Below are 25,911 nucleotides of genomic sequence, written 5' to 3'. Positions count from 1 at the left end.
AATTGTACCATATTTTTACATTTATTGTTTTTTAATTATAAGTCTATATTTTTTATTCATCATTATCATTATAATTATGATCTTTATCATCGTCTTTGTTATTATCTTTATATTTAAGATCTTTATCGTCATCATCTTCGTTATTATCATTATAATCACGATCTTTTTCATCATCTTTGTTATTGTCATTATAATCACGATCTTTATCATCGTCATATTTGTTACTGTCATTATAATCACGATCACTATCGTCATTATCTTTGTTGCTGTCATTATAATCACGATCACTATCGTCATTATCTTTATTGTCTTCATATCTATCTTCAAGTTCATCTTTTATTTCTTTATTTAAATAAACTGGAGTAGATTTATTTTTTAGTAGATTTATAAGCTCATCAACAGACATATTTTCTATAGTATCTTCTAATAAATCTTCATTTATTATCTCATCTGCTTTATATCTTCCAAGGCTTATCCCTTTTTCAATTGCCATTTCTCTATCTTGTGATGAACCATACATATAAACTATTTCAACTCCACTAAAGTTCTTTCTTATTATATTTTGGATACTTTTTTCAAATACTTTATTGTTTGTATTTTCTAAAAATGCAAATCCTACTATCATTGAATCTTTATTCTTTATATCTTTATTACTTTGTACATAGGATCTAATAATCTTAGTTGCTTCATCAAGACTTTTCCCATTTAAATCTTTCATATTCATTTTCTTTCCATCTTTATTTAAACCTTTTGCATTAACTACTATTTTATTCTCATCAACTTCAAGCCCTATACTTGGATTTATATCTAATGTTACTAATGCATATGGATTAGATATAGGCTCTTTGTCTTTACCTGAAAAGTTAAATATAATTATAAAGAAAATTGATGCAACTAATGCCAATGGCTTTATCCATTTTTTATTTTTAAATTCTATAACTTTGCTTTCTTTAATTATATCTTCTTCAGTAAATATAATTGCATCCCCAATCAATAACCCCTTTTTAATTTTTATTTTTAATATATCCCCACTATTTATCATAACTATTGCATGGTCTTTATTTAATTCCATAACGATACCTTTGTAATACATAAGCTTAGTCACCTCTATTTCCCTATCCATAACATTAGGTTTCTATATTTTTTAAAGAAAATTATTATAAGTGAAATTATAAACTTTTTACTTCTCTTTATCACTTTTTCTGTAACCATATATTTTAAAGAGATTTTTTTTATTGGAAGTCTCTTTTTTTCATACATAAAATCAGTAACCTCAAGGTCTTTACTTGCTTTCTTTGATACATTAATAGCATTTTCCCTTGTATCACTATGCTTTGGTGCCTCTTTTATTAAATCTTCCATTGTTAATTTAAATAAATTAAGTTCTTCTTTAAATTGTTGTATTTCATTTATAAGTTCTGTTTTATCTTCAATTGGATTATATAAGATATTATTTATGTCTATTCCTATCTCCTTATATAAATCTATTGATACAACATCAACCTTTTTTTTCTCTTTTACTAAATAATTTTTTACTCTGCTTTCAATTACTATCTTTGCAAATGATAAAAATGGACCTTTTTCTTGATTATATTTATCTAATGCTTCAACAAAAGCCATAAGGCCTATGCTAAATTCATCGTCATTTTCAATTGAAACATATTTACCTGTAACTTTTGAAATTGTATTTATTATAAATCCGATATTTTCTTCAACGATCTCATTTATATCACCCTTTAGAAATACCTCTTTTGACATAATTATTATTCCCATCCTGATTCTTAAAATATATTTGCTAGTTTTATATAATAAATAACTTTCTATTTAATTAACTACATATACTTTTCTTATTGATAAAATTAATATTAGTAATGTTCAATTACATTACTAATATTAATTTCTTAATTTAAATTATTAATTTATATATCGTCCAATAAGTAAAATCAGATATTTTAGTAAACTATCTGCTTTTGTTCTTTATATAACTTCTGTACTTGGTGCTAATACATTTACACTATCTATTTTTTCAAACTTTAGTAAGTCATCTATCAATAAATTATCTTGATTATTTGATACCTTTATCTCGTAAACTAGCTCAAAGGAATCACTTAATATATTTTTAGCTTTTATATTATTTTTAATTTTATATTTATCAAGTATCTCTTGAATTGTATTTAAATTAACTTCTTTACCTCTTACAACTAGCAATAATTTATTTCCACACTTACTTTCTTTTCCCGTAATAATCATAAATAAAGCTATTAAACAAGAGCTTATTAGACATAAAAAAAGATTTTGTGTGGCTGATGCAAGACCTACTGACATACTCCAAAAAATAAATCCTATATCTCTATAATCTTTTATATTTGTTCTAAATCTTACTATTGATAATGACCCTAGCATTCCTAGAGATATGGCTAAATTACTTTGAATTAAATCCATAAGAACAGTACTTATAAAAGCTATCATAACAAGTGTTATATTAAATTTCTTATTATAATTTAGCGTATCATATGAAAGCTTATATGTATAATAAATTATTGCAGAAAAAACAATAGTCATGATAATACTTTGTATAATAAATTTTGGTGTTTGTGCATTTTGAATTATTGAGTTTATATCTATATTTCCTTTTAAAATTTGATTCATAATATCATCTCCTGTCTAATAATAATATCTATTTAATAATTGTCTTGATGTTCCATACTTGCTTGGAGGCTTCCCAATAAAATTACATTTTGATAAAATTTCTTGTATCTGATAAAACAAGAATCTATCATATTTAACTTCAAGAATAGTTTGATCCTTAGGCATAGCTTGTTTGAAGTTTATATCTTCATCAAATAAATTATAATTAAAGTTTGTATACCTTAAATTGTTATCAAGAGTTATTCTTGTATTAAAGCTTTCATGTGTGAATGCTCTCCTATCATACTCAACCATAGAAACTGGTCTATAATTATGAGTTTTCATTAGATTAAATGCATAATGTGAAAGAGGATTATTATTATATTTTAATAGTACAGAATAATCTCCATTTATTAACTTTATTGCATCTTCTTTAGAAATTGTTATACTTTCTTTTAATTCTCTGTCTAAATGTTTTCGCTTAATTTCAAACTTAGCAAAAGTATCCGTAGTGTTGTATATTCTTAGTCTTACACGCTTTCTTTTTTCAGTTTTTACTAACTTTTGTGTAAAATCTTCATTATCAATACTATCAAAATATACACTTCTTGTTTTATAGCCATTATAATCACCATATTTATCTGGAGTTAATACTTTACTTAAAGAATTTAACAAGTAAATTCTATCTATAAGAGAAACTAAAAACTTTACTTCTTTTCTTGATACAGATAACATGTCAATATTGCTCATATTTTCACCTCCTAAATTATCTTTCGATATATAATACAAATTTTTTTAAATATTTAGGGACTTTTTTTCTAATATTAAAGAAATATTTAAATAAAAATATAATTAATTTAGAATATACTGATACCATGAATGCTTATTTAAGATTTATCAAATAAATATATTTATAGATTTTACATAAAGTTAAAGCCCTTAGAATCTATTTATTTAGATTTTAAGGGCTTTTTTACTAGATTTCTTTAGTATGTATTTTTTAAGAATAATCAAAAATGTATCTATTTTGTTACCACATAAATGAATCTATAGCTTAAAATTAGCATAAATTACATTTTTAAAATATATACGAAATGAGGGGTATCTATTATGGATATGTATTTTTTTGATCCAACTTTTGACTTATTTACGGTCATGTTTTTTATAATCTTTTTTCTTATTTTAGGTACAGTTATAATTAATATAATTAGAGGTGTTAATCAATGGTCTTACAATAATAAACAACCTATATTAGATATAAAAAGTAAAGTTGTTTCTAAAAGAAGTGAAGTTATAAGACACGCTGGACATGTTGACTCAAATGGAGTACATCATAACGGAGGTTCATCTACAAACTATTATATTACATTTGAGTTTGAAAGTACTGATAGAATGGAGTTTAGTGTTTCAGGAAAAGAATTTGGTATGATTGTTGAGGGAGATGTAGGGACTTTGAAATTTCAAGGGAGTAGATATCTAGAGTTTAAAAGAGAGATTTAATCTCCAGAATATGTTTATTTATAAATCTTTATACAGGTTTTATTGAATAATTATCCTGTAATTAAAACATCTACGACTAATAAAACAGATATAGAGGAATTATTATTTGAGAAATATCTAAAAGATAGTTATGAAAATTATGTAAATGATGAATATGAAACTATAAACATACTTAATGACTATAATATAGTTAGTTCTGAATTAACAAATATTTGATGTAAATAAAGAATTAGGTTATGAAGGAAAAGAAACACATGAAAGTGTTGATAAAAACTTAAATAAAATGCTTAATAGACTTAAATATTTAAAAGAAGTGTATTCTAAGCCTCTAAAATAGAATATCTAATTATAAGTTAGATAATATATATAGCTTTAACTCTTGAAATTTTAGTAGTAAGCTTTTATTCACTTACTTTATTTATAAAAGCTCTAAAGATATATATAATAATTCTTCATACATAAAGTTTATAACAAATTTCTAAATTTAAATTCTCAAAATAGTAAAAAAGAGTGTATCTATTGAAATTGCTACATTTTAGTAAATACACTCTTTTTTCTTTTTTATAAAATTTTATTTATTATACTACTTTTGATTTATTTTTATCTATATTATTTGCATTTATTATACATTTTCTTTAATTATCTAATCTTTAAAATTTAATCCTCTTACTATTCAGGTACTATAGTAACTGTACATTTAGATTTTTTTACCACATATAAAGTTACAGAACCTATAGAATCAATAAAGTTCTTTTTAGTAGATTTGGTCATTATTATTTCATCAAATTTACCATCTATTGATTTTGATATAATTTCTTTGCCTGGATCTCCCAATATCCAATATTTTTCTACTTTATATCCTTGCAATTTATTCTTAAACTTTTCTAACATAATACCTGCTTCTTTTTGAGATTTTTCTATCTTCATATCTATAATCATTGGATTTGTAATATTAGTTAAGCTAATATCACTAACAGTTATTAATACTATTTCAACTTCATCTTTAGAAAAATTATTTAATACAAAATCTAAAGATTTTTGGCTTCTTGCTGTTCCATCAATAGGAATTAATATTTTTTTCATTTCTCAACACATCCTTTTTAAGAAATATTAACTGTATACTTAATATATTATCAGAAAATATTGTAGAAAAATAGTCTTTTTTGGAAAACATTTCCCAAATTATTATAAAAATTTAAATATTAAAAGGAATGGTTATTATGCCAATGATTGAACTTATTGATTCTATTATAACTTCTAAAATAGGAGGATTTAGTTCATTGTTTTATAAGTATTTTATAAATAATAAAAATGATAAAATTTAAGAATGCAAATTTAAACTATTACTTAAATTTGTATTTAGGTAATAGTTTAAAAAAATCTAATATCTTCAACCCTTGTAAAGCCTCTCAGAATAAAGAAATGTCAAACTTAATTTTATTAATTCATCTCTAAATGTATTTAAACCATTTTTAACTATATATATAGTATGTATACATTTAATAAAGATACCTATCCCCCTTACATTTATTAATTAGATTTTAATTACTTGACCTGTTGATAAATATTTAATTTGATTTTTAAGGCGTTGTTTTAATATATTAAATGGTTTTATACCTGTGAAGTGGTAAGTATAAAAATCCATATTTTTATTTGATAGTTTCTCGCTCATTAACTCAATAAATTCAAATCTCTCACTTTTCACTGATACAGGATTGAACAAGTGAAATTCAGCAATAGTCATATCTAAATTGTTACCAATTATCTTCTCTGCTGTTTCTATAATATTAGTTATACCACGATGAGAACAACCTGCAATAAGTGTATATTTATTGTTTTCTTTTAAAATAAGATTTTGCTCATGATTAAAATTATCTTGAACATATCTATCTTCTTCTTTTTTTAGTAGTGATTTATTTGAATTTGGAATTAAATTATTTCCTTTAACATTTGAAAATAAATATATACTATCATCTAATTTATAATTACCATCAATTAAAACAATTCTATGATTATTCTTAATTTTAGCATCTAGCCCTACATAATATTTTGCAAACTTCATTATCGAAGTATAGCCCGTGAGAAATAATAACTATATCAACATCAGAAATATCAATGTTTAGCTTTCTAGCGTTTTTTATAAATGTATCATCTGGACCTACATCAAACAAAATACTATGTTCTCTAGTTTTAATATGTAAGCACAATCCATGTTTTTTCTTATATTCTTTTGATATTGTAGTATTCTCAACTAAAGTTGTTATTATCAAATATAATCCCCCAATCTTTTCCCCAATAAATTAGTATCTAAATTATTTAACATATAACCATCTGATTTATTGATATTATACAATACAAAAGTTATCTTTTTAATATATAATAGCTTAGTTAGGGAAAATATACCAATTGTACAAGAAAAATTCTCCTAAAACAGATAATATAAGATATATGATAGCCTCATTTTTAGATATGGACATAGTGGTTTTATATGTATCCATAGTATCTTCACTTTTAGATATAAAAGCAATTTCTTTATTTATGCTATTAAATAAATTGCTTACAAATATCCATATAAAATACCCCAAAACAGCACCTAAAGAATTCATTACTAAATCATCAATATCTGTAGCTCTATGGTTGAATAGTTGACAAATCTCAATTGCTAATGAAAAGCCTACTCCAGTTAGAAATACTCTAATAGGATTTCTAAATCTCTCCCAAATCAAAGGAAGTAAAAATCCTAAAGGCATAAACATAATAATATTTAAAATATAAGTCAAAATACCATTTGAGTTAAATAAAATTAAATTTATTTCTTCTAATCTAATAATTCCACTATATTGACCTATATCCCATACACTACCAATCCCTGCTACACTAATTGCTAAATAAATATAAATTAAGAAAATATATACCCATATTAAATGTGGTACTAAATATGTTTTTTCTTTTAAATCTCCCTGTTTTATAGCAAATATTTGGTATATTAAACAAGGTAATATTACACAAATAAATGGATAAAGACTCGACATAATTATAAGTTATCTCCTTTCAAAATTTGATTTGTTTATTAATATAAATACTAGCATAATAGTAATTTTTAAATATTAAGAAAATATTAAGAAGCTCTTAATATTTATTAAGATGTATTTTTTAAATTTAAGTCATAATATAAAATGAGTGTGATATATATGTAATATAGAGATATCAATATATCACATTAACAGGTGGCATTTTTAACTTATAAATTTGATACAGGAAACTAAAATTATGGCAAAGTTTATTAGTAATTAAAAAAAGTATCGTCAATTTAATGAATTAACCCAAGAAGAATTAGCTAATAAAGTTAATGTTAGAAGATAAACTATAGCTCGCTTAGAAAATGCAAAGTACAATCCTTCACTTGAATTAGCTGTTAGAATTTCAAAGGAGTTAAATACTCCCCTTGAAAAACTATTTATCTTTGAATTTTAAATAGTATTGAAAAATATTGTAATTAACCAATTAATAACTTAAAATATAAACTTGTTATACTAAATAATATATAAAATTATAAACAATAAAAAGACTAGAAAAAACTGGTCTTTTTTTATTTTGCTCTATTTTAAATAATTGTTGATAATTAATTACTTTTTTTAAATTAAGTTGTAATATAGATATATAAAGTTTTAAAAAGATATTTAATAAAGACCAAGTATGTATTTAAATTAAATAGAAATTTCGGAGGAAAAGAAATATGAAGATAAGGGAATATAAATCAAGTGATTGTGATAAAATAGCAGATTTGTTTTATAATACTGTTCATTTCATTAATGCAAAAGACTATACACAAGAACAATTAAATGTATGGGCTACAGGAAATATTGATATTTATAAATGGGATAAATCTTTTTTAAATAACTATACATTGGTTGCAGAAGAAAATAATATGATAATTGGCTTTGGTGATATTAATAATGAAGGATATCTAGATAGATTATATGTACATAAGGATTATCAAAACATTGGTATTGCTACTGCTCTTTGCGATAAATTAGAAAAGCGATACCATGTAGAATACATTATAACTCATTCATCCATAACTGCAAAACCATTTTTTGAAAAGCGTAGATATAAAGTAATAAAAAAACAATTTGTTGAGAGAAATGGTATAAGGCTAACGAATTATATAATGAAAAAATATATAAATTCCAGTTTATCTGCATATTAAATGAATAATCTTAAATTTATAAGCATTTTACTCCTACTATAAATTTTATCTCTAGTATATAACACATCCAAATAAAAAAAGAGGAACGATTCGTTCCTCTTTTTTTATTAGTTATTTATAACGTACCCATCATCTGGAACAAATTTTATTGTAACTCCCTTTAGCTCTATATTAGTGCCATCCTTTAATACTACATTTTGTTCTTCTCTTTGATAAAAATCATCATTTCCACTTACGCCCATTATTAGATTTACTCTAAAGTCAGATGACATTACATTTCCTCCACCTTTTACAGCATATAAATCATATACACCTTCTGGTATATCCTTACCTACTAAATAAGTTCCATTTCCTAAAGTTATACTTCTTGCATCTAATTCAGCTTGTTTTTTTGCTTCTTCTTCTTTTTTCTTCTCTTTGGCTATTCTTTCTTGCTCTTTTTTATTTTCTTCTTCTTTTTTATGAGTTTCTATTTTCATAGCCTCTTTTTCTGCATCTTTCATTTCGAAAAATGGCTTTGCTTCATCTACTTTTGCTTGTAATTCATTTACTGTGTTCTTTGAGCTTTCTAGTTCATTACTTACTTTACCATACTTTGATTTTAATTCGTCATAGTCAGCTTTTGATACCATACCAGATGCTCCCATACCTATTCCTAGGAAAATTGCTACTACAAATGTAACTATATAGCTTATTACTTTCTTTGCACCCATTTCCCTAATTTTAGTTAAAAACTTATTCATATAATTGCTCTCCTTAATACAAAATTTATTATTCCTATTTAAAAATTTTTATACTGCATCACTTATTAATCTACCTATAGCCATTACATCTATGCCTTTGCCTAGTTCAAACTCATATTGAACACTACCTATTACTAACTTAACTTCACTATCTAAATCAAAACTTCCAGAACTCTCTATTGCATAGCTGTTTATTTTGTTGTAATGGAAAAACCTAAATTCTTTTTTCTTTCCTGTTAATCCTTGGATATTAAGCATTATTACTCTTTTGTCTGTAAATACAAGTTCATCTCTTATTCCTTTAAATGAGTATATTATTTCTTCATTAGTTCCTAAGAAGTGATTGAATCCTTCATGTTCTTTTCCCATATTTTCATATCCGAAAAATCCTAATTTTACTATGTTCATACTTTATCTCCTTTTCTTTATTAAATACCAGATATTGTTATTTTGATTTTCACCATATTAATTATACATATCTACCTTGTCGAAATTTGCCATTTTTAGTCGTCTTATTAATTTTTTTATATTTTTTAGTAGAATTTACAGTTAAATATATTAATATATTAATTTTTTTATTTAATATATTGTAAAATAAGGCCTTTTAAAAATATTTAGTTAAATAAAAAAAGTGACTAGAAATTATTCTAAATCACTTTTTATTTATGTTATTAAGTTATAAAAATATATAAATAATTTAATTACGATTCACGATTATTTATATACACCTTTTTAAATACTCAATATTCTCGTTTAGGGTATTTAAATATTTTATTCTTGCTTCATATTGTTTAACGGTTAATGCTCCTAGTTGTAATTGACTGTACATAATAGATGAGTTTTCAAATTCATAAAATTTATCAAATTTTATATCTAAATTATTTTCTTTACAATAATCATTAAGGATATTTACATATTCTTCAACTTTATTAAAGTGTTTCTCGTGAAGTTTAACAAAAGGTGTCATTAGCATAAACATAATTGCGTTAGTTGTATACATAAATACACTTAAATTAGACTTTGATTTTTTTATATGATTTTGCATAATGTTACAATCATTTTTAATATTTGACATATAAATCTCCCCTTTTATTTATAATTATATAATAGATTAGGTTAGATATAATAGTTACGATTTATATCAAATATATACACATATATTAATTTTTAAAATTAATTAAACAAGAATATTATTTCTTTTTCCATAATACTTTATATACCTTTCATATATTGCTTTTTTAATCTTTCAATTATATTTTTACATATTATGCAAATAAAAATAAGGAACGAATCGCTCCTCCTTATTCTTATTTTTCTGATTTTATATTTAAAACTAATTACTAGCTTGTATATACGCTTTAATTTCTTCTATATTTGGATATTCTCCACATTTGATAATCTCATCATTTATAAATATTATGGGCAACTTTTTATTGCTCATTTCCTTGACTAATTTATTTCCACCTGTATTTATTAAAAAATCTATTTTTTTAGGTCTAGCTCCATATACATCCACCTTATAAGTTAAAACTTCTATATCGTTATATTGAGACTTTAACATATTTAAATCTTGATAAAATTTTGAAGCTTTCATATCCTTAGATGTATCCGTTAAACCTTGTATTCCATAATTCATTGATTCAAAAATCTCTATTCTCACAATTATTCACCTTCTATATAATTTTATTTTACAAACTAGTATCTGGTTTTATTTGCTACTTCAACAAATACTTCTTACTTATATAAACATATTCAAATTTATGAATATGTTTACTTATATTTAATATAAATATGTTATCTTAAATATAGATTTATTTTGAGTTACCCTCTCTTATAAGTCTTGCAAATTTATTTGGAAGTATTTCATTTTCCTCAATTTCTTTTGCTAGTTTCTCAAAATTATATTCTACTTCAATTATTTCAACTTCAACACTTGAATACGTTTTTGATAACTCATCATTATTTTTTATATCTATAATTACATAATTTGCATCAGGTCTATTAGTTTTTGGCTTTCCTACACTTCCTGCATTTACAAGTAATTTTTCTCCATGATACTTTGCATATGGTATGTGCGTATGACCACAAACTAATATATCCTCTACCAACTCGTTCATAACTTCATCTGCTTCTTTAGAGTTTTCCTTTAAGTATTCATTTATTACTCTAGTACTTCCATGAACAAATCTTATAGTTTTATTGTTAAAAATTAATACTACTTCTTTCGGAAGATTTCTTAAATATTTTTTATTTTCTTCAGTTATTTCTTTCCCTGTAAAATGCATTGAAAGTCCAGCATTATGAGCATCTTTAGGATCTGGATAATCACATCCACATACTATTTTAGAGTTTCCTATAGCATCATCATAATTTCCCATTATAGTAAGTATATTTTCTTCCTTTATCCTATGTATAACTTCATTTGGTCGAGTTCCATATCCTACTAGATCACCTGTGCATACTATCATATCTACATTTTTTTTGTCAATATCTAATAAAACTTTATCAAGTGCATATATATTACTGTGTATATCTGATATTACTGCTATTCTCATGTTCTTCCCTCCTAAAGTGATTTTCTTTTGTTAATTTTACAAATTATATCTTTGACTTTAGATACATTTTCACAATTTAATCCAGCATCTTTATAGGCTGTTAAAATATCATAGTCATATTTTAATTTTTCCTCTTTATCTAATTCATTTTCTAAAAAAACTTTTATAAAGTTATATTTTTTTAAAGTTTTTTCATCTAATTTATAATACACATATTTTGCCTCTTTGTAATAAGTAACTATATTAGCATTCATTAACTTATTCAAATGCCTAGATGCATTAGATTGTGTAATTCTAAGTATTGATTCAATTTCACAAACGCATAATGGACCTTCTCTTAAAATATTGACTATTCTTATTCTAGTTTCATCTCCTAGAGCCTTTAACATTTGTATTATCTTCATAAAATCTCCTTCATCAAATTATCATATTCACTTTTAATCATATGGTATGCTAAAAAATTAATTTTGTAAACTATTATATCAATTCTTTTTTATATCCTTCTTCTTTATAATTAGCTTAATATAATAAAAATAGCCAAGGATAAAAATCCTTGGCTTTATTTTTAGTGTTGAGCATTAAGACGCTTTACATAACTTGTTTTTCTTAAAGAGCAAGTAATAGGAACTGCTATAACTATACTTGTTATTCCTTGAACTATGTTTGCTGGTATAGAACCTGCTGAAACTAAAACACCTCCATTTAATAATATACCTGCTAAAAAGTAACCAATTACCATAACTATACTTCCTAGTAAAGTTGAAGAAACCATATTTATCATTGTATGTCTTTTTAATATAGTAACACCTACTATATATCCTTCTAAACCTTTTATAATAAGAGTAAATAATGCCCAATGAGAATATCCACTTAAAATATCTGCTAGTGCTGAACCTACTCCCCCTGCAATCATTCCTGTAAATGGTCCAAATAAAATTGATGAAATAAATATTACACTATCACCTACATTTACATATCCTTGTGTCCCAGGTATTGGAATTTGAATAGTCATTGTAGCAAGGCATACTAATGCTATCATAAGTCCATTTATTACGATTTTCTTAGTTTTATTATCCATATTACTCCCTCCAAATTTTGAGTATCTTATAAGTTAATTATATTTGTGTTTATAAAAATTCTCAATATTAATTGTAACCATACAATTTGTTTTTTAAGGACAAACTAAACTCATACACATATATTAATTTAATTTAAAGACTCTCTCTAATAGAATCTAATAAAAAGGAGTTGATAATATGAAATGGTACTTAGATTTTGGTCATGGTGGCAAAGACCCAGGAGCATTAGGAGAGTTTTCAAAAGAAAGCGATATAGTCTTAAAGGTAGGAAACTTAATAAAAAATACATTAGAAAAATCAAATAAAACTATAATAACAAGTAGAACAAATGATACATACCACACACTAGAAGAAAGAGTAAATAAGGCAAATAAAGAAAAATGTAATTACTTTATAAGCATCCACCTAAATTCATCAAATAATAAATCAGTAAGAGGATGCGAAGTATGGGTATACGCCAAAAATTCAAAACTATATAACCTATCTAAAAACATTTGTAATTCTCTATCAAAATCAATAAATACTAAAAATCGAGGAGTGAAAATATCAAAAGAATTTTATGTGCTTAGAAAAACAACAATGCCTGCACTATTAATAGAAATAGATTTTATATCAAATATAGAATTTGAGAAAAATCTATCTAATAGTTATTTCCTGGAAAATATAGCAAATACAATATCTAATGAGCTTTTATCTTTTGTAAATAAGGAAATGAATAATAAAAAACTATATCGTGTGTGTATAGGAGCTTTTGAGGATATGAAAAATGCTATAAATTTTAAAAACAAAGCTATATCTAAAGGATTTAGTGATACTTATATAATATAAGAGATAGATGTGTAAAAAAGTATAAAATATATTATCTAATTATATTTATTCTCAATTTTAATAATATATAAATCAAGGAGGAACGATTCGTTCCTCCTTCTTATAAATATTAAACCTTATACTTAATCTATATTCAAATACATCTTATATTAATCATATTATCTGAAAACTATAGACTAAAAGAAATTAAAATGAATTTAAATTATCAGTTAATTTATAATTATAGTAGTTTTATCTAATACATTATTATAAATCCACATAGCATTTTCTGTAGCTAATCTAACACATCCATGGCTCAAAGCCATACCAAGTCTATCATCAATTATTTCAGTTCCTGCTGCATTAAATAAAATTGAATGATAATAGTAGCTACCTCGGATTCTAGTAGCGTATTTTACCCTATAAATATCAGATCCAAAGTAAGGCTTTCTACCGCTAACATAAAAAGTTCCCCTAATAGTTGGTGTACTAGGTTTTCCTACTGTACATGACCACTTATAAAGTAAATTCCATGAACCATCATGATTTTTTTCAAATATATAAGTAAGCTTATTTTTTAAATCTGTTGTAATTAAATTTGTAGTGGGACTTTTAATTTTATTATCATTTACAAACTTTGTCATATCTGTGTAAAAGTACTTAAAATCATATTCTTTAGGTAGGTTTCCATCATCAGAAAGGAAATAGCTAAATATATATCCTTCTTGATTATTATACATAACATGACTCCAATCTCCATTTACAGACAGAACTTGTACTATAGATTTTGGAGGAATTGTAGTTACTGGATTTGATTCAGCAGATGGATAAGATCTTAAAGTAACATCTGTCCATGTATATTTCGTTTTGGATAAATAATCACTATATATATATCCTCTTTTTCCATTATATAATACTTCATACCAATATTCTTCAGCTTCAATAACTTGAACCTTAGACCTTGCAGGTATTACAGTGATTACATTTGAAGAAGTAGACTTTTCTTCTCTTAGATTAGTGTTAGCTAAGGTATACTTATATAAATTTTGTTGTTGTCTTTTATATTCTTTCATACTTCACCTCTAAATTTACTTTCTTATAATATCCTATGAGGCTTTTTCTTTATTTGGCACCATTATACTCAATACTAGCTAATACAAAATTTTTATTCTTAAATATAAAAAACACATTGACTAATTAATCAATGTGCTTTTTATATTTATTTTTTATAAAATATATATCCTTTTCTTTTACGCATTCTATTTGTAGATATTTTCCTATACAATATTATAGACACTGCTAAAACAACTCCTACAACAGCAACAAAAATACCATATGGTACTATATTAGCTTTAATTAAATCAAATAATGATATATCCACTTTTCCTGGTACCTTTGCTTTATAATTTGGTAATGAAAATGTTAGCTCTACTTCTTTATCTGCTAATTTCCATGCATTTTTATCTTTAGTGTTATATTCTATTTTTGCATTTTTATCATTGATAGGATTTTTATAATACATTATATCTTTTGATACTACAATTGGAGCATCTACAGTCTTTTTAGGCCCGAATAACCCAAATAACTTGTACTCTAATTTTACTGTATCAATCTTTTCTCCAGCTTTTTTAAATACTTGCTTTTTAGCATTATATCCATCATCTGCAATTATCTTTGTATCATTAAATACATCTACATCATTTGCCCCATACACAGAATTAAGAGCAACTGTAACTAATTTTCTACCATCTCTTTCAAAGAAACCAACAAAGCAGCGACCTGCTTTAGCTTCATTTCCTGTCTTTCCACCTATATTGCCATGTTGGCCAAGCATTTTATTTCTTGTTTCAATAATAACAGGTGATCCTGCTAGGTTAACAGTTACCTTTTTATTTTTTTCTGATATGGTATCTCTAATCCATTCATTCTTAAAAGCTTCTCTTGCAATTATTGCTATATCGTATGCACTTGATAAGTTTATTTCTTTATTTTCTGGATTTAGAGCATTACTTTCTAATCCACATGGATTTACTACATGTGTATCTTTTAATCCCATAGACTTTGCTCTGTCGTTCATCATCTTTACGAAATCTTTAGTATTTCCAGCTACAGAGTCTGCCATTAAATATGCAGCATCATTAGCAGAAAAAATCATAACTGCTTTCATAAGATCATCACTTGAAATTTTATCTCCTGGATTAACCTTTTTAAAGTTATTTAATGCTGTTTGAGTAGTTTTAAGTGCATCTTCAGTAAACGAAATCTGCTCTGACTTTGAAGTATTTTCTGCGTAAATTAATGATGTTAGTAATTTTATAGTACTTGCTACAGGCATTTGCTTATCGGCATTTTTTGATGCTATAATTTCGCCAGTATCCATATCCATAACTATTGCCGACTCAGCAACTATTCCTTGGATTTGACCTGTGTTATCTTGGGCATTAGCTAAACTACTAACAGATGTTAGTGCTAATATTAAAATTGTTAGAATTATTGTCTTAAAAGACTTAAATTTTTTCACTTTAAACCTCATTTCTATCGTATATTATTAGTTGCTACTTTTAAAGTTTTATAGCTTTTTTCTTGGTCTTAGCCTAAATATAGCCTTCTTAGACGTAAGAAAGCACTCTTACTAATAGAATAAGAGTGATTTAATCGATTTCTTTTTAATTATACTATATTAATAATAAATAAACAAAAACTTATTTATAATGTGAAAAATAACAACTATCTTCTATTATCTAGAGATATATTTTTTATATAAAATTAAAAAGCTATTGATAATTTATCAATAGCTTTTTCGTAAATTTCAATGTTAAAGACGATTCGTAGGAATAATACCCTCGATTATAATATTGTCTCCAAATTAATTCTTAAACATATTTACTAATTTATTAAATGCATTTTCATTTCCATTTCCACCAACCTTAGTTATTTTGCCTGGTTGTTTTTTGGATAGTATACTTTCTTGCTTAGCATTTAAATCATTTCCTACTATAACTACTGGTGACTTTTCTTTAGATGCTAGCACCCCTACTGAAAGTGCATCTATTAAATCATCTGGCTTCTTCATTCCATTTTTAGCAATAAATATGTTATTTAATTCTTCATTTGTATAAAACTTTTCTAATATAGCTGCATTAGTTTCATTTCTATCTATTCCACCTAATCTTTCTGGATTTGGTAATTTATTAGCTATTTCATCTGATATAGATGCTTCACTTCCTATAACGTAAGATTTTGATACCTCGTTATCTTTTATATATTGGTCAAATACCTTAGTTCCTTCATTTGGTGATGCTAATACTATTGGCATATATCTATCCCCTGCAACTGGAGCAATACTTATTGCATCAGGAAGTCCTGTTACTCCATTTACAACTGCTATTTCTGATGATGCAAGATATAATTTTTTAGCTACTTCTAAAGACGTCTTATATCTATCATTTCCACTTATCCTCTCTACAGTAAGGTTCATAGACTTTAATTCATTTATAATTGAATTTGATACAGAGCTTTCTCCACCTATTACAAAAATATATTTAGCGTTAAGCCTTGATATTTCTTTTTTAGTTTCACTATTTAATTTATCTGGTCCTGTTAGAAGTATTGGTGCATCTTTACGTTTTGCAAATGGTGTTGCACTAAGTGCATCTGCTATTGAATTTGAATTTACTATTACTACCTGGGATGAGTTTTTCCACCCTTCATTACTTACTTTTACAGCTGTTTGATATCTATCATCTCCAACTAGCTTATTTTCATATACGACAGACTGTGGTTCTTTTCCTTCTCTATTTTTCGTACTATAATAAGTATGTGACCACTTATCAATTACTTTTTTTATTTTATTTTCATCATAATATACCTTAGTGTATTTACCTTCATCTTCTGCCTTTATTGTGTATGTATCTCCTTTTTGCTTTATATCTCCATCTATATATAGCTCTACTGGATTATCTGTACTACTATTATCACCTTTCTTCAAAACTATTGCGTCTTTTTTTGAACCATCTATCTCTAATGTTCCCTTTATTCTCATCTTACTTTCAAGTTTCTTGCTCCCTTTTACATATATTGCGTGGTCTCCTGGATTTGTTATTTTTATATTTTCTAATTCTATATTTCCTCCACTTAAATCTATTGCATTAGCTCGACTATCTATTTCAGTATTAGTTATTTTAGCTACTCCACCTTTATTTTTATAATAGTCTGAGATTGAAATCGAGCTATTTTTTAATTTACTTGAATTTACAACTAAGTTCCCATTACCATATACTGATGATTTATTCATTTTTATATTTTCTAATAATATATTATTTGTAAACTCTATGAATATATCATTTATTTCGCTGTTATTTACTATATCTAAACTCTTTCCTTCTACAGTGAATATCCTTCCTCTATCTAGCTTTAAATTATCCATTTTTGTATTTGCATATATGTAAAACAAGTTTGGTCCTGCACTATTACTTATTGTATATCCATTTCCTTTTATTTCTTTTTCATTTCCTTCTATCCTTATACTAAATAGTTCGCCTTCAGGTCCATTTATAACTATATCATTTCTTATATTTAGAGTTTTTACATTTGGGTCTTCTAATGCTCTTAGAAAATCATATTCATTTGTTACTACTACAAATGGATTTTCATAATTCGGAAGTGGTGGTGTGTTTCCTTCTCTATTTTTAGTGTTGTAATATTCATTTGACCATGGGTCAGTTCCTTTTTCTATCTTACTTTCATCATAGTGTACCTTAATATTGTTGCCTTTATTTTCTGCCTTTATTGTATATGTATCCCCTTTTTGCTTTATATCTCCGTCTATATGAAGTTCTAGTGGCACACTTTTATTACTATCATTATTCATCTTTAACAATATTGCTTCTTTTTGTACCCCATCTATATCTAATGTTCCTTTTATTCTTATCTTTTGCTCTTCTAATTGATCTATTATACTAGAACCTACTGCATATATTGCATAATCATCTGGATTTGTTATTTTTACATCCTCTAATTCTATATCCCCTCCGGATAAATATATGGATGCTTTATTACTCTTACTATCATACGTATGTATTATATCATCCCTCCAGTGATTCCCATTTATTTCAGTATCAATTATCTTCGCAATGCCACCCATACCTCCATAATGAGAAATTGAACTCGAGTCCATTTTACTTGATTTTATAACTAAGTTTTTGCTATTTTGTATTATAGTTTTATTTATTCTTACATTTTCTAACCTTGTATTCATTGAAATCTCTAGTCTTACATTGTTTATTTCACTGTTGTTTACTATATCTAAGTTAGTTCCACTCCAACTAGATATTCTTATTTGATTTATCTTTAGATTATCTATCTTTGTATTCGCACATATCCATATTGTTATATTTTCTTTGATAGCGCTTACTGTGTGTCCATTTCCCTTTATTTCTTTTTCCTTTCCATTTACTTCTATCCTCTCAGGATCACTTGCATGTCGAGTTATGACTATATCATTTTTTATCTCTACTGTTTTTATATTTTCATTTCTCAATGCTGCTACTAACTCTTTTTCATTTGTTACTTTTGCAACCTCTGATTTTGCATAATTAGAAGATTGTGTAACTTTTTCTTCTATGTTTTTTTCTAGTTTAGTTTGGATTTTATCGTCTTCTAATGCATATGATAGTGTTGTGATTTGTGTAGTCGTAGCTATTACTACTCCCGATAAAATAATCCCCATATTTTTATTATATTTTCTCATGTTACTTCCCCCTATTTGTAATAATGCCCTTAAAATTAATTATACTATTTTTATTAAAATCTTTATACACTAAAACAAAAATACATTGACAAAATTGTCAATGTATTTTCGTGGATTTCAATAGTGGAAATAATTCTCAACAATCAAATCTACAATTGTATTATTAAAGATAATATTCTAGTATATATATCTATATAAATATTAATAGTTATATTTTTAGTTATTGTATTGTCTATCTCTAACTTTTTCTTTAATATATTTTTCTACTTCTTCTCTAGATATTCCTAAGGCAATTGAAAATTCATCATTAATTAATCCTTTAGCTAATTTCATAAACTTTTCATCTACTTGACCTAGTTTTTTTCCATTATATTTCTTCTTATAAACACCTAATATTACAGCTAATAAATCTACACACTCATAGTTTTTAATAAAACGTTTATATTTAGATTGCAATAAATTTACATTTTTCTCATTACAATCCATTTCCTCCATGGAAGAAATACCATCTATTAATTGTTGAACTTCTTCATACGTAGAAATTGCTCTCATAAATACATCTGTATCTATTGGTATGAATATTTTTCCATTTTCATATATTGGTTTTAGCGTGTAATAATCCTTTTTATTGTTAATACCTGAAATATTAAGTGGACCTATATCCTCTACTTCACATAATCCACAATTACTATAAATAATAAATTCTCCAATTTTGTACATGCTTTTATCTCTCCTCTTTTATTTTATATATGAAAATAAAACTTAGCCTATTTAACTAGATTTATCTTTCTAAAGATGTACTGTATACTAATATAGTATTTTATTTAAAGTTTGCTAGTAATGTAGATTTTAAGTTTAAATTATTTTCTATATTAAATATTATTAATATTATATTCAACTCTTTATACTGTTATAAATATAAAAAAGACCCCACTAAGGAATCTTTCTAATAACAATGTATATATTATAATATAGTTATATTTTCTGCTTGAGGACCTCTAGCCCCTTTAACTATATTAAAGCTTACTTTTTGACCTTCTTCTAATGATTTGAATCCATCTGATTGTATAGCCGAAAAATGAGCAAAAACATCATCTCCACCTTCAACTGATATAAATCCAAAACCTTTTTCATTATTAAACCATTTTACTATTCCGTTATTCATATAACTTCTCCTATTGAACCTGCATCAAGATATTCTTGACTTGCTTTTGTATCTCTACAATATTTATTATAGCATAAATATATAATAATAGATACTATTATATATTTTTTATTTTAAATCTGTCTTATTTATTTTCTATTAGTATATATTTTTAATTTATTAAATCTGGCTCAGCTGTTAAAGGTATCGCTTAGGATTAACAGTGTATGCTCACATTTTAATATAAAATCTATACAACCTAAATAGGCATTAAAATTTAATGGTAATCAAATTCTTTACCAATAAATCTAAAAAATATTAATGTTCTATAATTTTTTTAAACTAGTAAATTTTATATTTATTAAAATACAATCTATGGATAAATTACTTTATTAGAGAAAAAGGATTAATATTTAAAATAAAAAATAGTTAAAAAGATATAATTATGATTTTATATTTTAGCGGTACTGGTAATAGCCGATATGTAGCTCGCAAAATTGCACAAGAATTAAATGATGAACTGATATCACTAAATCAACTTATAAAAGAAGGAAAAACAGATGAATTAATATCAACAGATAAACCATTCGTATTCGTATGCCCTACTTATGCATGAAGGTTGCCAATAGTTGTTACGGATTTTATAAAAAATACAAAATTTTTAGGAAGTAACAAAGTTTACTTTGTAATGACTTGTGGAGGAGATACAGCAAAAGCCATAAACTATATTCAAAGGCTATGTAAATATAAAGAGTGGCAACTAAAAGGTATGGCAGAAATTAAAGTACCAGAGAATTATATAGCTTTATTTTCTGTACCAGATAAAGAAACATCAAAACAAATTATTATAGATATCTACTTAAAATACGCTTCTATAAATATTTTTAAGAAGCGTATTTTCTATAGTATTAAATATGTCCTCCATAATCAAAGGAATTACAATATACATCGACTTTATCTATTTCAACATATTCTGCATAGCACTTTTTATTTTCATTATATCTACAATTATGAGCCTCACATTTTATATCAGATGGCTTTGTAGTTGAATCACCTGTACTATTTACAAAACTGTTATTAGAACTATTAAAAAATGATTCTTTCTCATTAGGACTTCCAGCTAAACTATTTACTAAACTACTACTCTCTTTATCTACAAAGCTTGTACAACTAGTCCCTTTAACCTCTACTGCACCAAGCCCACTTACATGTATGGCACCTGCCTTACAGTCATAATTTATGTTATGTATACAATCAGTTGCATTACATTTTAAATTCCCACTTTGCATTTTGTTTTCCTCCTTAATAAATATCTATTTTATTATTTCCAAAATACAAAATATAATTCGATTTGATGTGTTTAACTTTATCTAAAAAAATAAATAATATCTATAAAACAGACTATATATGTCCTATTTAAGGTTTATATTAAAAAAAACACTTTATACATTAAGGAATTTTTTACTGTATATAGTGAAAAATATGATATAAGCAAATTTTTTATCAAAATTAATAAAGAGGTGCAAATATATGAATAACTTTATAAAACAAGCAGATTTAATAAAAGATGAAATAGTAAATTATAGAAGAATAATTCATAGTAATCCAGAAGTTGGAGCTAAATTACCTAAAACAAAAGCTTTTGTAATAAATACATTAAAATCATTTGGATATAATCCAAAAGAAATTTGTGAAAGTGGTATAATAGCTACTATACAAGGAAATAAACCAGGAAAAACATTTTTATTAAGAGCAGATATGGATGCACTTCCAATGAATGAAGCTACTGAGTGTGATTTTAAATCAACAAATGGATGTATGCATTCTTGCGGTCATGACATGCATACTGCAATGCTTTTAGGAGCAGCTAAGCTACTTAAACAAAACCAAAATCAAATTGAAGGTACAGTTAAATTAGTATTCCAACCAGATGAGGAAGGATTTACTGGGGCTAAAAATATGTTAAAAGCAGGTGTACTTGAAAACCCTAAAGTTGATGCTGCTATGGCTATGCATGTTCACTCTGGAACACCTTCAAATGTTGTATTATATGGATTAGGAACTAGTATAGCAGGATGTATTAGATTTAGAATAGTTGTAAAAGGAACTGGATGCCATGGTGCTCTTCCTGAAACAGGCGTAGACCCTATAAATATTGCTTCTCATATATATTTATCTTTACAAGAGATAATTAGTAGAGAAGTATCTCCAACTAAACCAGCAGTACTAACAATTGGTAAATTTGCTGGTGGAGATGCTCCAAATATAATACCTGAAGAAGTTGTTATGGAAGGTACAATAAGAAGTTTAGATAAGGAATTAGGAGAATTTATATTTAATAGAATGAGTGAAATAGTAACTTCAACAGCACAAATGTTTAGAGGACAAGCACAACTTATAGAATTATCTTCTGTTCCACCTCTTACAAATGATACAAATTTAGCTAATGAACTTGGAAACTATGTAAAAGATTTAGTTGGAGAAAAATCTGTTGTTTCATTTGAAGGTGGAGGTATGGGATCTGAAGATTTTGCATCTTACTCATATGAAGTTCCAAGTGTTTACTTTATGCTAGGTGCAGGTACTGAACAAGAAAATCCACTATATGGACTTCCTATGCATAATAATAAAGTTGTATTTAATGAGGATATAATGGTTACAGGATCAGCAATGCATGCTTATTGTGCTATTGAGTGGCTAAAAAATAATAAGTAATTGATTAAAAGGAGAAAGATATGAGATTATTAGAAATACTTTTTTATCTATTAAAAATCAACTCTAAAACTACAATAAAGAATTTAGCAGAGATGTTTAATGTATGTGAAAAAACTATACAGAGAGATTTAGATAAATTATCGCTATTGGGTATTCCTATAATTTCATATCGAGGTGTAAATGGTGGAGTAGAAATAGATAAAAATTATATAATAGCTAAATATATACTAACTGACAATGATTATAAAGATTTAATATTATCACTATATATTTCTCAGCATATAAAACCAGACTTAAAAAAGACAGATCTTATTGAAAAATTTAGGCTTGTTGACTCTGATAGATGTAATAAAATATTAGAAAAATTAAAAGAAATATTTATAATAGACTTAGATGAAGACCAAAGTATTAATAAAAAAGATGTATATAAAGTAATTGAGGATGCTATAGATGATAAGTCTTTTGTAAAGTTACAGCTTGAAAATACTGTCATGGAAGTATTTCCTATTTCTTATGTTTTAAAAAAGGAAGGATTGTATTTATATTGTTATGATGAGGAGTATAAATTAGTTTTAATGAATATGGTATTTGATGCTTTAAAATGTGATAGATATTACACCGGGCCTATAATTAAATACAATGATAACAAGAGTAAATTAAAAAATTATCTATAATTTTTAATTGATGTAACTAGTATACCAAAATTGATTTTTACCAAAATACTGCCATCATACATAAAACTTGGTAAATTCTATTTTACGTATAAATAAGGAGGAACGAATCGTTCCTCTTTATTTATCCTATAATTTAATCTCTTCCCCTTAATACTTACCAAATACCCCTTACTCATCTTAAATAGTCCTACTACCAATAGACTCATCAATATTAATAATCTCATTAAAACTATATATATTTTTACAATACCATGCTAGATTTACTCATACAAAACTTTATTCTTCAATAAATTTTACCAATTCTTCGTTAAATCTCTCTTGCTGATCATAAAACGATGCGTGACCGCTAAATTCAAATGGTACAAGCTTTGAGTTTTTAATACTTTGATTTTGTACTTTGCCTAGTGAAAATGGAACAACCTTGTCATGAATTCCATGAATAATTAAAGTTGGAACATTAATTTCTCTTAGATCAGTAAATAACACTTCATTTATCCAAGTATTTGCAATGGCTGCTGTTGACCAACCTTCTGCCTGTAAGCCTAATTGCAAGAACCAATCAGAAAATGGTTTAGTTATATACTGAAAGAAAAAAATGTCACCAAAATCACTCAACATTTTAGGACGATCAGTATATGTTCCCTCAATAATTTTGGTAACCTCCTCTTTTTCTAAACCATATGGAAAATTTGGACGTTTGATAAGGCTAGGAGCTGCTGCTGCAAAAAGAGCAAGTTTAGATACTCCGTATCCTTTATGGCGAGACATGTATCTGATAGCTATAGCTCCTCCAGTTGAATGTCCTGCCAGTGTAAAATTATGTAGCCCTAATGCATTAACCACACATCTAACATCGTCTGACAATCGATTGTAGTCATAACCTTCATAAGGCTTATCTGACTTACCAAATCCTCTCTGATCTATACCAATACATCTATATCCCATTTTAGGAAGCTGATTAAACTGATATTCAAACAATTTATGACTCCCTGGCCACCCGTGCAAAAACAAGATTGTCTTCTTCCCCTCTGGGTTAAGATCTTCTACGTAAAGTTTTACATTTGATTCTACTTTAACATAATATCCCATACAAATACCTCCATTAATAGAAAGTCTTTATTAGTAGCTTATTCTTATTGATATAAATATGTAAGTTGTCTTTTGCCTTTTTATCCTGTATTTTAATTTTCAAATATCGTAAGTTAAAATACTAAATGCTTTTAATCATACTAATAATTTATTTTTAAAGAACTATCATAATTTAGGGTATAATATATATGTAATTAATAGTGATATTCACATGTCAAGAGGTAAAATTATATGAAAAATAATAAAATAAAACAGAAAGTCCCTCCTTGGGAAAAACCTATATTTATAATGATAGTAACCATTGTTGGAGGGTATATGAATGGATATACCTACATTACAAGGCATCATATATTGGCTAATATGCACACTGCTAATATGTCTAAATTAGGAATTAACATAGCACTTGGTCAGTGGCAAGGTGCACTAAGCTACTTTATTCCAATTGTTGCTTGTATATTAGGTGCTGCATTTAGTGAACTAGTTAAAGCTCTACTTGTAATACATAAATTTAAAGGAGATTGGAGAAAACTAGCCCTAATCTTAGAAGCAATTGCACTATTCTTTATAGGACTCATACCTACTTCTTTCCCGGATATTATTGTTACTAATCTAGTTTCTTTTTTTATGGGATATCAGCTGTGTTTATTTAGAGAATGCCTTGGTATTGCATTTAACACAACTATATGTACAGGAAATATTAGAAATGTTGGTCAATTATTATATAGTGCATTAGACGAAAAAAGTAAAGATTCTATAAGAAAGTTAATTATTTTTACATGTCTTACTTTCTCTTTTGCATTAGGAGCTATTCCAGGTACTTTAATATCTATTGCTATAAGTACTAAGGCTGTATGGGTTTGTAGTTTTATATTATTAACACAAGCAGTTTGGATAAATATCTATGAATGTAGCGTTGTTTAATTTTATAAGAAACTCCCATACCCAAGAAATTCATCTTAGGCATGGGAGTAAAATTTACTTTTATTTAGTCATATAATCATTCTTCCATTATCATCAT

The 25,911-nt window shown here is 25.9% G+C and carries 31 protein-coding genes; 9 read left to right on the top strand and 22 right to left on the bottom strand.

What is annotated here, in order from left to right; genetic code table 11:
• Positions 1-52 precede the first annotated feature (52 nt).
• The 4 genes from FRIFI_RS05140 to FRIFI_RS05125 all read right to left on the bottom strand — a co-directional run bounded on the left by FRIFI_RS05140 (position 53) and on the right by FRIFI_RS05125 (position 3,378).
• Entirely contained in the window at positions 53-1,093 is a 1,041-nt protein-coding gene (locus tag FRIFI_RS05140) for an anti-sigma factor domain-containing protein (RefSeq protein WP_166505193.1), read from the bottom strand.
• Positions 1,094-1,107: 14 nt separating this feature from the next.
• The gene (locus tag FRIFI_RS05135; protein WP_176579605.1) at positions 1,108-1,758 is read right to left on the bottom strand and encodes a sigma factor; all 651 of its coding nucleotides are present in this window, start codon (positions 1,756-1,758) and stop codon (positions 1,108-1,110) included.
• A 219-nt stretch (positions 1,759-1,977) separates the two neighbouring features.
• Complete coding sequence (locus FRIFI_RS05130; RefSeq protein ID WP_166505191.1) at positions 1,978-2,649, bottom strand: DUF4956 domain-containing protein; 672 nt, start codon at positions 2,647-2,649, stop codon at positions 1,978-1,980.
• Positions 2,650-2,664: 15 nt separating this feature from the next.
• On the bottom strand, positions 2,665-3,378 hold the full coding sequence (locus tag FRIFI_RS05125) for a polyphosphate polymerase domain-containing protein (RefSeq protein WP_242977278.1): 714 nt from the start codon (positions 3,376-3,378) through the stop codon (positions 2,665-2,667).
• Between the two features lie 360 nt (positions 3,379-3,738).
• Here FRIFI_RS05125 and FRIFI_RS05120 point away from each other — a divergent pair, with 360 nt between their 5' ends.
• Together FRIFI_RS05120 and FRIFI_RS05115 are read left to right on the top strand one after the other, a co-directional pair.
• Positions 3,739-4,128, top strand: a complete 390-nt coding sequence (locus FRIFI_RS05120; protein WP_242977277.1) for a DUF2500 domain-containing protein — start codon at positions 3,739-3,741, stop codon at positions 4,126-4,128.
• 42 nt (positions 4,129-4,170) lie between these two features.
• Positions 4,171-4,344 (top strand): hypothetical protein, encoded by a 174-nt coding sequence (locus FRIFI_RS05115; protein WP_166505190.1) that lies wholly within the window; start codon positions 4,171-4,173, stop codon positions 4,342-4,344.
• Positions 4,345-4,797: 453 nt separating this feature from the next.
• Here the strand turns inward: FRIFI_RS05115 and FRIFI_RS05110 are convergent, their stop codons facing one another.
• From FRIFI_RS05110 to FRIFI_RS05100, 4 genes are all read right to left on the bottom strand, one after another.
• A complete protein-coding gene (locus tag FRIFI_RS05110) occupies positions 4,798-5,211 on the bottom strand; it encodes a universal stress protein (RefSeq protein ID WP_092926381.1) in 414 nt (137 codons plus the stop codon).
• Between the two features lie 451 nt (positions 5,212-5,662).
• Positions 5,663-6,190, bottom strand: a complete 528-nt coding sequence (locus FRIFI_RS05105; protein WP_242977276.1) for an MBL fold metallo-hydrolase — start codon at positions 6,188-6,190, stop codon at positions 5,663-5,665.
• Entirely contained in the window at positions 6,153-6,398 is a 246-nt protein-coding gene (locus tag FRIFI_RS15140; RefSeq protein WP_242977275.1) for an MBL fold metallo-hydrolase, read from the bottom strand. The genes FRIFI_RS05105 and FRIFI_RS15140 overlap by 38 nt, the downstream gene beginning before the upstream one ends.
• A gap of 114 nt (positions 6,399-6,512) precedes the next feature.
• A complete protein-coding gene (locus FRIFI_RS05100) occupies positions 6,513-7,160 on the bottom strand; it encodes a VanZ family protein (RefSeq protein ID WP_207733510.1) in 648 nt (215 codons plus the stop codon).
• 334 nt (positions 7,161-7,494) lie between these two features.
• On the opposite strand from FRIFI_RS05100, the gene FRIFI_RS15525 reads away from it, so the two are divergent.
• Together FRIFI_RS15525 and FRIFI_RS05090 are read left to right on the top strand one after the other, a co-directional pair.
• On the top strand, positions 7,495-7,602 hold the full coding sequence (locus FRIFI_RS15525) for a helix-turn-helix transcriptional regulator (protein WP_166506233.1): 108 nt from the start codon (positions 7,495-7,497) through the stop codon (positions 7,600-7,602).
• A 262-nt stretch (positions 7,603-7,864) separates the two neighbouring features.
• Positions 7,865-8,338, top strand: a complete 474-nt coding sequence (locus FRIFI_RS05090; RefSeq protein ID WP_166505189.1) for a GNAT family N-acetyltransferase — start codon at positions 7,865-7,867, stop codon at positions 8,336-8,338.
• A gap of 107 nt (positions 8,339-8,445) precedes the next feature.
• On the opposite strand, the gene FRIFI_RS05085 is transcribed toward FRIFI_RS05090, so the two are convergent.
• From FRIFI_RS05085 to FRIFI_RS05055, 7 genes are all read right to left on the bottom strand, one after another.
• Positions 8,446-9,081 carry a hypothetical protein gene (locus FRIFI_RS05085; protein ID WP_166505188.1) on the bottom strand — a complete coding sequence of 212 codons (636 nt, stop codon included), beginning with the start codon at positions 9,079-9,081 and terminating at the stop codon, positions 8,446-8,448.
• 48 nt (positions 9,082-9,129) lie between these two features.
• On the bottom strand, positions 9,130-9,489 hold the full coding sequence (locus FRIFI_RS05080; RefSeq protein WP_092926393.1) for a PH domain-containing protein: 360 nt from the start codon (positions 9,487-9,489) through the stop codon (positions 9,130-9,132).
• 310 nt (positions 9,490-9,799) lie between these two features.
• Positions 9,800-10,156 carry a hypothetical protein gene (locus FRIFI_RS05075; protein WP_166505187.1) on the bottom strand — a complete coding sequence of 119 codons (357 nt, stop codon included), beginning with the start codon at positions 10,154-10,156 and terminating at the stop codon, positions 9,800-9,802.
• A gap of 258 nt (positions 10,157-10,414) precedes the next feature.
• The gene (locus FRIFI_RS05070; protein WP_092926397.1) at positions 10,415-10,741 is read right to left on the bottom strand and encodes an arsenic metallochaperone ArsD family protein; all 327 of its coding nucleotides are present in this window, start codon (positions 10,739-10,741) and stop codon (positions 10,415-10,417) included.
• Between the two features lie 151 nt (positions 10,742-10,892).
• A complete protein-coding gene (locus tag FRIFI_RS05065) occupies positions 10,893-11,636 on the bottom strand; it encodes a metallophosphoesterase family protein (RefSeq protein ID WP_166505186.1) in 744 nt (247 codons plus the stop codon).
• A gap of 11 nt (positions 11,637-11,647) precedes the next feature.
• Positions 11,648-12,040: an ArsR/SmtB family transcription factor gene (locus FRIFI_RS05060; RefSeq protein ID WP_166505185.1), complete on the bottom strand. Its 393-nt coding sequence runs from the start codon at positions 12,038-12,040 to the stop codon at positions 11,648-11,650.
• 161 nt (positions 12,041-12,201) lie between these two features.
• The gene (locus FRIFI_RS05055) at positions 12,202-12,714 is read right to left on the bottom strand and encodes an ECF transporter S component (protein ID WP_092926403.1); all 513 of its coding nucleotides are present in this window, start codon (positions 12,712-12,714) and stop codon (positions 12,202-12,204) included.
• Between the two features lie 178 nt (positions 12,715-12,892).
• On the opposite strand from FRIFI_RS05055, the gene FRIFI_RS05050 reads away from it, so the two are divergent.
• The gene (locus FRIFI_RS05050; RefSeq protein WP_166505184.1) at positions 12,893-13,543 is read left to right on the top strand and encodes an N-acetylmuramoyl-L-alanine amidase family protein; all 651 of its coding nucleotides are present in this window, start codon (positions 12,893-12,895) and stop codon (positions 13,541-13,543) included.
• 209 nt (positions 13,544-13,752) lie between these two features.
• Here the strand turns inward: FRIFI_RS05050 and FRIFI_RS05045 are convergent, their stop codons facing one another.
• From FRIFI_RS05045 to FRIFI_RS05025, 5 genes are all read right to left on the bottom strand, one after another.
• Complete coding sequence (locus tag FRIFI_RS05045) at positions 13,753-14,595, bottom strand: L,D-transpeptidase family protein (protein WP_166505183.1); 843 nt, start codon at positions 14,593-14,595, stop codon at positions 13,753-13,755.
• A gap of 146 nt (positions 14,596-14,741) precedes the next feature.
• Entirely contained in the window at positions 14,742-16,043 is a 1,302-nt protein-coding gene (locus FRIFI_RS05040; protein WP_242977274.1) for a D-alanyl-D-alanine carboxypeptidase family protein, read from the bottom strand.
• Positions 16,044-16,388: 345 nt separating this feature from the next.
• Positions 16,389-19,271, bottom strand: coding sequence for a cell wall-binding repeat-containing protein (locus FRIFI_RS05035; protein WP_166505181.1), 2,883 nt, complete (start codon positions 19,269-19,271; stop codon positions 16,389-16,391).
• 216 nt (positions 19,272-19,487) lie between these two features.
• On the bottom strand, positions 19,488-19,991 hold the full coding sequence (locus FRIFI_RS05030) for a CarD family transcriptional regulator (RefSeq protein ID WP_092926411.1): 504 nt from the start codon (positions 19,989-19,991) through the stop codon (positions 19,488-19,490).
• Between the two features lie 244 nt (positions 19,992-20,235).
• The gene (locus FRIFI_RS05025) at positions 20,236-20,436 is read right to left on the bottom strand and encodes a cold-shock protein (protein WP_166505180.1); all 201 of its coding nucleotides are present in this window, start codon (positions 20,434-20,436) and stop codon (positions 20,236-20,238) included.
• A 424-nt stretch (positions 20,437-20,860) separates the two neighbouring features.
• On the opposite strand from FRIFI_RS05025, the gene FRIFI_RS15460 reads away from it, so the two are divergent.
• On the top strand, positions 20,861-21,031 hold the full coding sequence (locus FRIFI_RS15460) for a flavodoxin domain-containing protein (RefSeq protein ID WP_334293981.1): 171 nt from the start codon (positions 20,861-20,863) through the stop codon (positions 21,029-21,031).
• Positions 21,032-21,323: 292 nt separating this feature from the next.
• Here FRIFI_RS15460 and FRIFI_RS05020 read toward each other — a convergent pair whose 3' ends face one another.
• The gene (locus tag FRIFI_RS05020; protein ID WP_166505179.1) at positions 21,324-21,704 is read right to left on the bottom strand and encodes a DUF1540 domain-containing protein; all 381 of its coding nucleotides are present in this window, start codon (positions 21,702-21,704) and stop codon (positions 21,324-21,326) included.
• A 241-nt stretch (positions 21,705-21,945) separates the two neighbouring features.
• On the opposite strand from FRIFI_RS05020, the gene FRIFI_RS05015 reads away from it, so the two are divergent.
• Together FRIFI_RS05015 and FRIFI_RS05010 are read left to right on the top strand one after the other, a co-directional pair.
• Positions 21,946-23,130, top strand: coding sequence for a M20 metallopeptidase family protein (locus FRIFI_RS05015; RefSeq protein ID WP_166505178.1), 1,185 nt, complete (start codon positions 21,946-21,948; stop codon positions 23,128-23,130).
• 20 nt (positions 23,131-23,150) lie between these two features.
• Positions 23,151-23,804, top strand: coding sequence for a helix-turn-helix transcriptional regulator (locus FRIFI_RS05010; protein WP_166505177.1), 654 nt, complete (start codon positions 23,151-23,153; stop codon positions 23,802-23,804).
• 276 nt (positions 23,805-24,080) lie between these two features.
• Here FRIFI_RS05010 and FRIFI_RS05005 read toward each other — a convergent pair whose 3' ends face one another.
• Entirely contained in the window at positions 24,081-24,893 is an 813-nt protein-coding gene (locus tag FRIFI_RS05005) for an alpha/beta fold hydrolase (RefSeq protein WP_166505176.1), read from the bottom strand.
• Positions 24,894-25,124: 231 nt separating this feature from the next.
• Here FRIFI_RS05005 and FRIFI_RS05000 point away from each other — a divergent pair, with 231 nt between their 5' ends.
• Positions 25,125-25,814 carry a YoaK family protein gene (locus FRIFI_RS05000; RefSeq protein WP_166505175.1) on the top strand — a complete coding sequence of 230 codons (690 nt, stop codon included), beginning with the start codon at positions 25,125-25,127 and terminating at the stop codon, positions 25,812-25,814.
• Positions 25,815-25,911: the final 97 nt, after the last annotated feature.

The sequence above is a fragment of the Romboutsia hominis genome (assembly GCF_900002575.1).
GTDB lineage: Bacteria > Bacillota > Clostridia > Peptostreptococcales > Peptostreptococcaceae > Romboutsia_C > Romboutsia_C hominis.
The sequence above is the reverse complement of the archived record's forward strand: the minus strand, read 5'-3'. Positions and strand labels throughout refer to the sequence as shown.

Coding starts and splice junctions, on each gene's coding strand:
- FRIFI_RS05140 (WP_166505193.1), bottom strand. CDS start 1,093: ATGTATTACAAAGGTATCGTTATGGAATTAAATAAAGACCATGCAATA.
- FRIFI_RS05100 (WP_207733510.1), bottom strand. CDS start 7,160: ATGTCGAGTCTTTATCCATTTATTTGTGTAATATTACCTTGTTTAATA.
- FRIFI_RS05085 (WP_166505188.1), bottom strand. CDS start 9,081: ATGAATAAGTTTTTAACTAAAATTAGGGAAATGGGTGCAAAGAAAGTA.
- FRIFI_RS05010 (WP_166505177.1), top strand. CDS start 23,151: ATGAGATTATTAGAAATACTTTTTTATCTATTAAAAATCAACTCTAAA.
- FRIFI_RS15460 (WP_334293981.1), top strand. CDS start 20,861: ATGATTTTATATTTTAGCGGTACTGGTAATAGCCGATATGTAGCTCGC.
- FRIFI_RS05080 (WP_092926393.1), bottom strand. CDS start 9,489: ATGAACATAGTAAAATTAGGATTTTTCGGATATGAAAATATGGGAAAA.
- FRIFI_RS05105 (WP_242977276.1), bottom strand. CDS start 6,190: ATGAAGTTTGCAAAATATTATGTAGGGCTAGATGCTAAAATTAAGAAT.
- FRIFI_RS05075 (WP_166505187.1), bottom strand. CDS start 10,156: ATGTCAAATATTAAAAATGATTGTAACATTATGCAAAATCATATAAAA.
- FRIFI_RS05035 (WP_166505181.1), bottom strand. CDS start 19,271: ATGAGAAAATATAATAAAAATATGGGGATTATTTTATCGGGAGTAGTA.
- FRIFI_RS05135 (WP_176579605.1), bottom strand. CDS start 1,758: ATGTCAAAAGAGGTATTTCTAAAGGGTGATATAAATGAGATCGTTGAA.
- FRIFI_RS05000 (WP_166505175.1), top strand. CDS start 25,125: ATGAAAAATAATAAAATAAAACAGAAAGTCCCTCCTTGGGAAAAACCT.
- FRIFI_RS05130 (WP_166505191.1), bottom strand. CDS start 2,649: ATGAATCAAATTTTAAAAGGAAATATAGATATAAACTCAATAATTCAA.
- FRIFI_RS05005 (WP_166505176.1), bottom strand. CDS start 24,893: ATGGGATATTATGTTAAAGTAGAATCAAATGTAAAACTTTACGTAGAA.
- FRIFI_RS05045 (WP_166505183.1), bottom strand. CDS start 14,595: ATGAAAGAATATAAAAGACAACAACAAAATTTATATAAGTATACCTTA.
- FRIFI_RS05120 (WP_242977277.1), top strand. CDS start 3,739: ATGGATATGTATTTTTTTGATCCAACTTTTGACTTATTTACGGTCATG.
- FRIFI_RS05050 (WP_166505184.1), top strand. CDS start 12,893: ATGAAATGGTACTTAGATTTTGGTCATGGTGGCAAAGACCCAGGAGCA.
- FRIFI_RS05025 (WP_166505180.1), bottom strand. CDS start 20,436: ATGAATAACGGAATAGTAAAATGGTTTAATAATGAAAAAGGTTTTGGA.
- FRIFI_RS05110 (WP_092926381.1), bottom strand. CDS start 5,211: ATGAAAAAAATATTAATTCCTATTGATGGAACAGCAAGAAGCCAAAAA.
- FRIFI_RS05065 (WP_166505186.1), bottom strand. CDS start 11,636: ATGAGAATAGCAGTAATATCAGATATACACAGTAATATATATGCACTT.
- FRIFI_RS05030 (WP_092926411.1), bottom strand. CDS start 19,991: ATGTACAAAATTGGAGAATTTATTATTTATAGTAATTGTGGATTATGT.
- FRIFI_RS05055 (WP_092926403.1), bottom strand. CDS start 12,714: ATGGATAATAAAACTAAGAAAATCGTAATAAATGGACTTATGATAGCA.
- FRIFI_RS05020 (WP_166505179.1), bottom strand. CDS start 21,704: ATGCAAAGTGGGAATTTAAAATGTAATGCAACTGATTGTATACATAAC.
- FRIFI_RS05060 (WP_166505185.1), bottom strand. CDS start 12,040: ATGAAGATAATACAAATGTTAAAGGCTCTAGGAGATGAAACTAGAATA.
- FRIFI_RS05125 (WP_242977278.1), bottom strand. CDS start 3,378: ATGAGCAATATTGACATGTTATCTGTATCAAGAAAAGAAGTAAAGTTT.
- FRIFI_RS05015 (WP_166505178.1), top strand. CDS start 21,946: ATGAATAACTTTATAAAACAAGCAGATTTAATAAAAGATGAAATAGTA.
- FRIFI_RS05090 (WP_166505189.1), top strand. CDS start 7,865: ATGAAGATAAGGGAATATAAATCAAGTGATTGTGATAAAATAGCAGAT.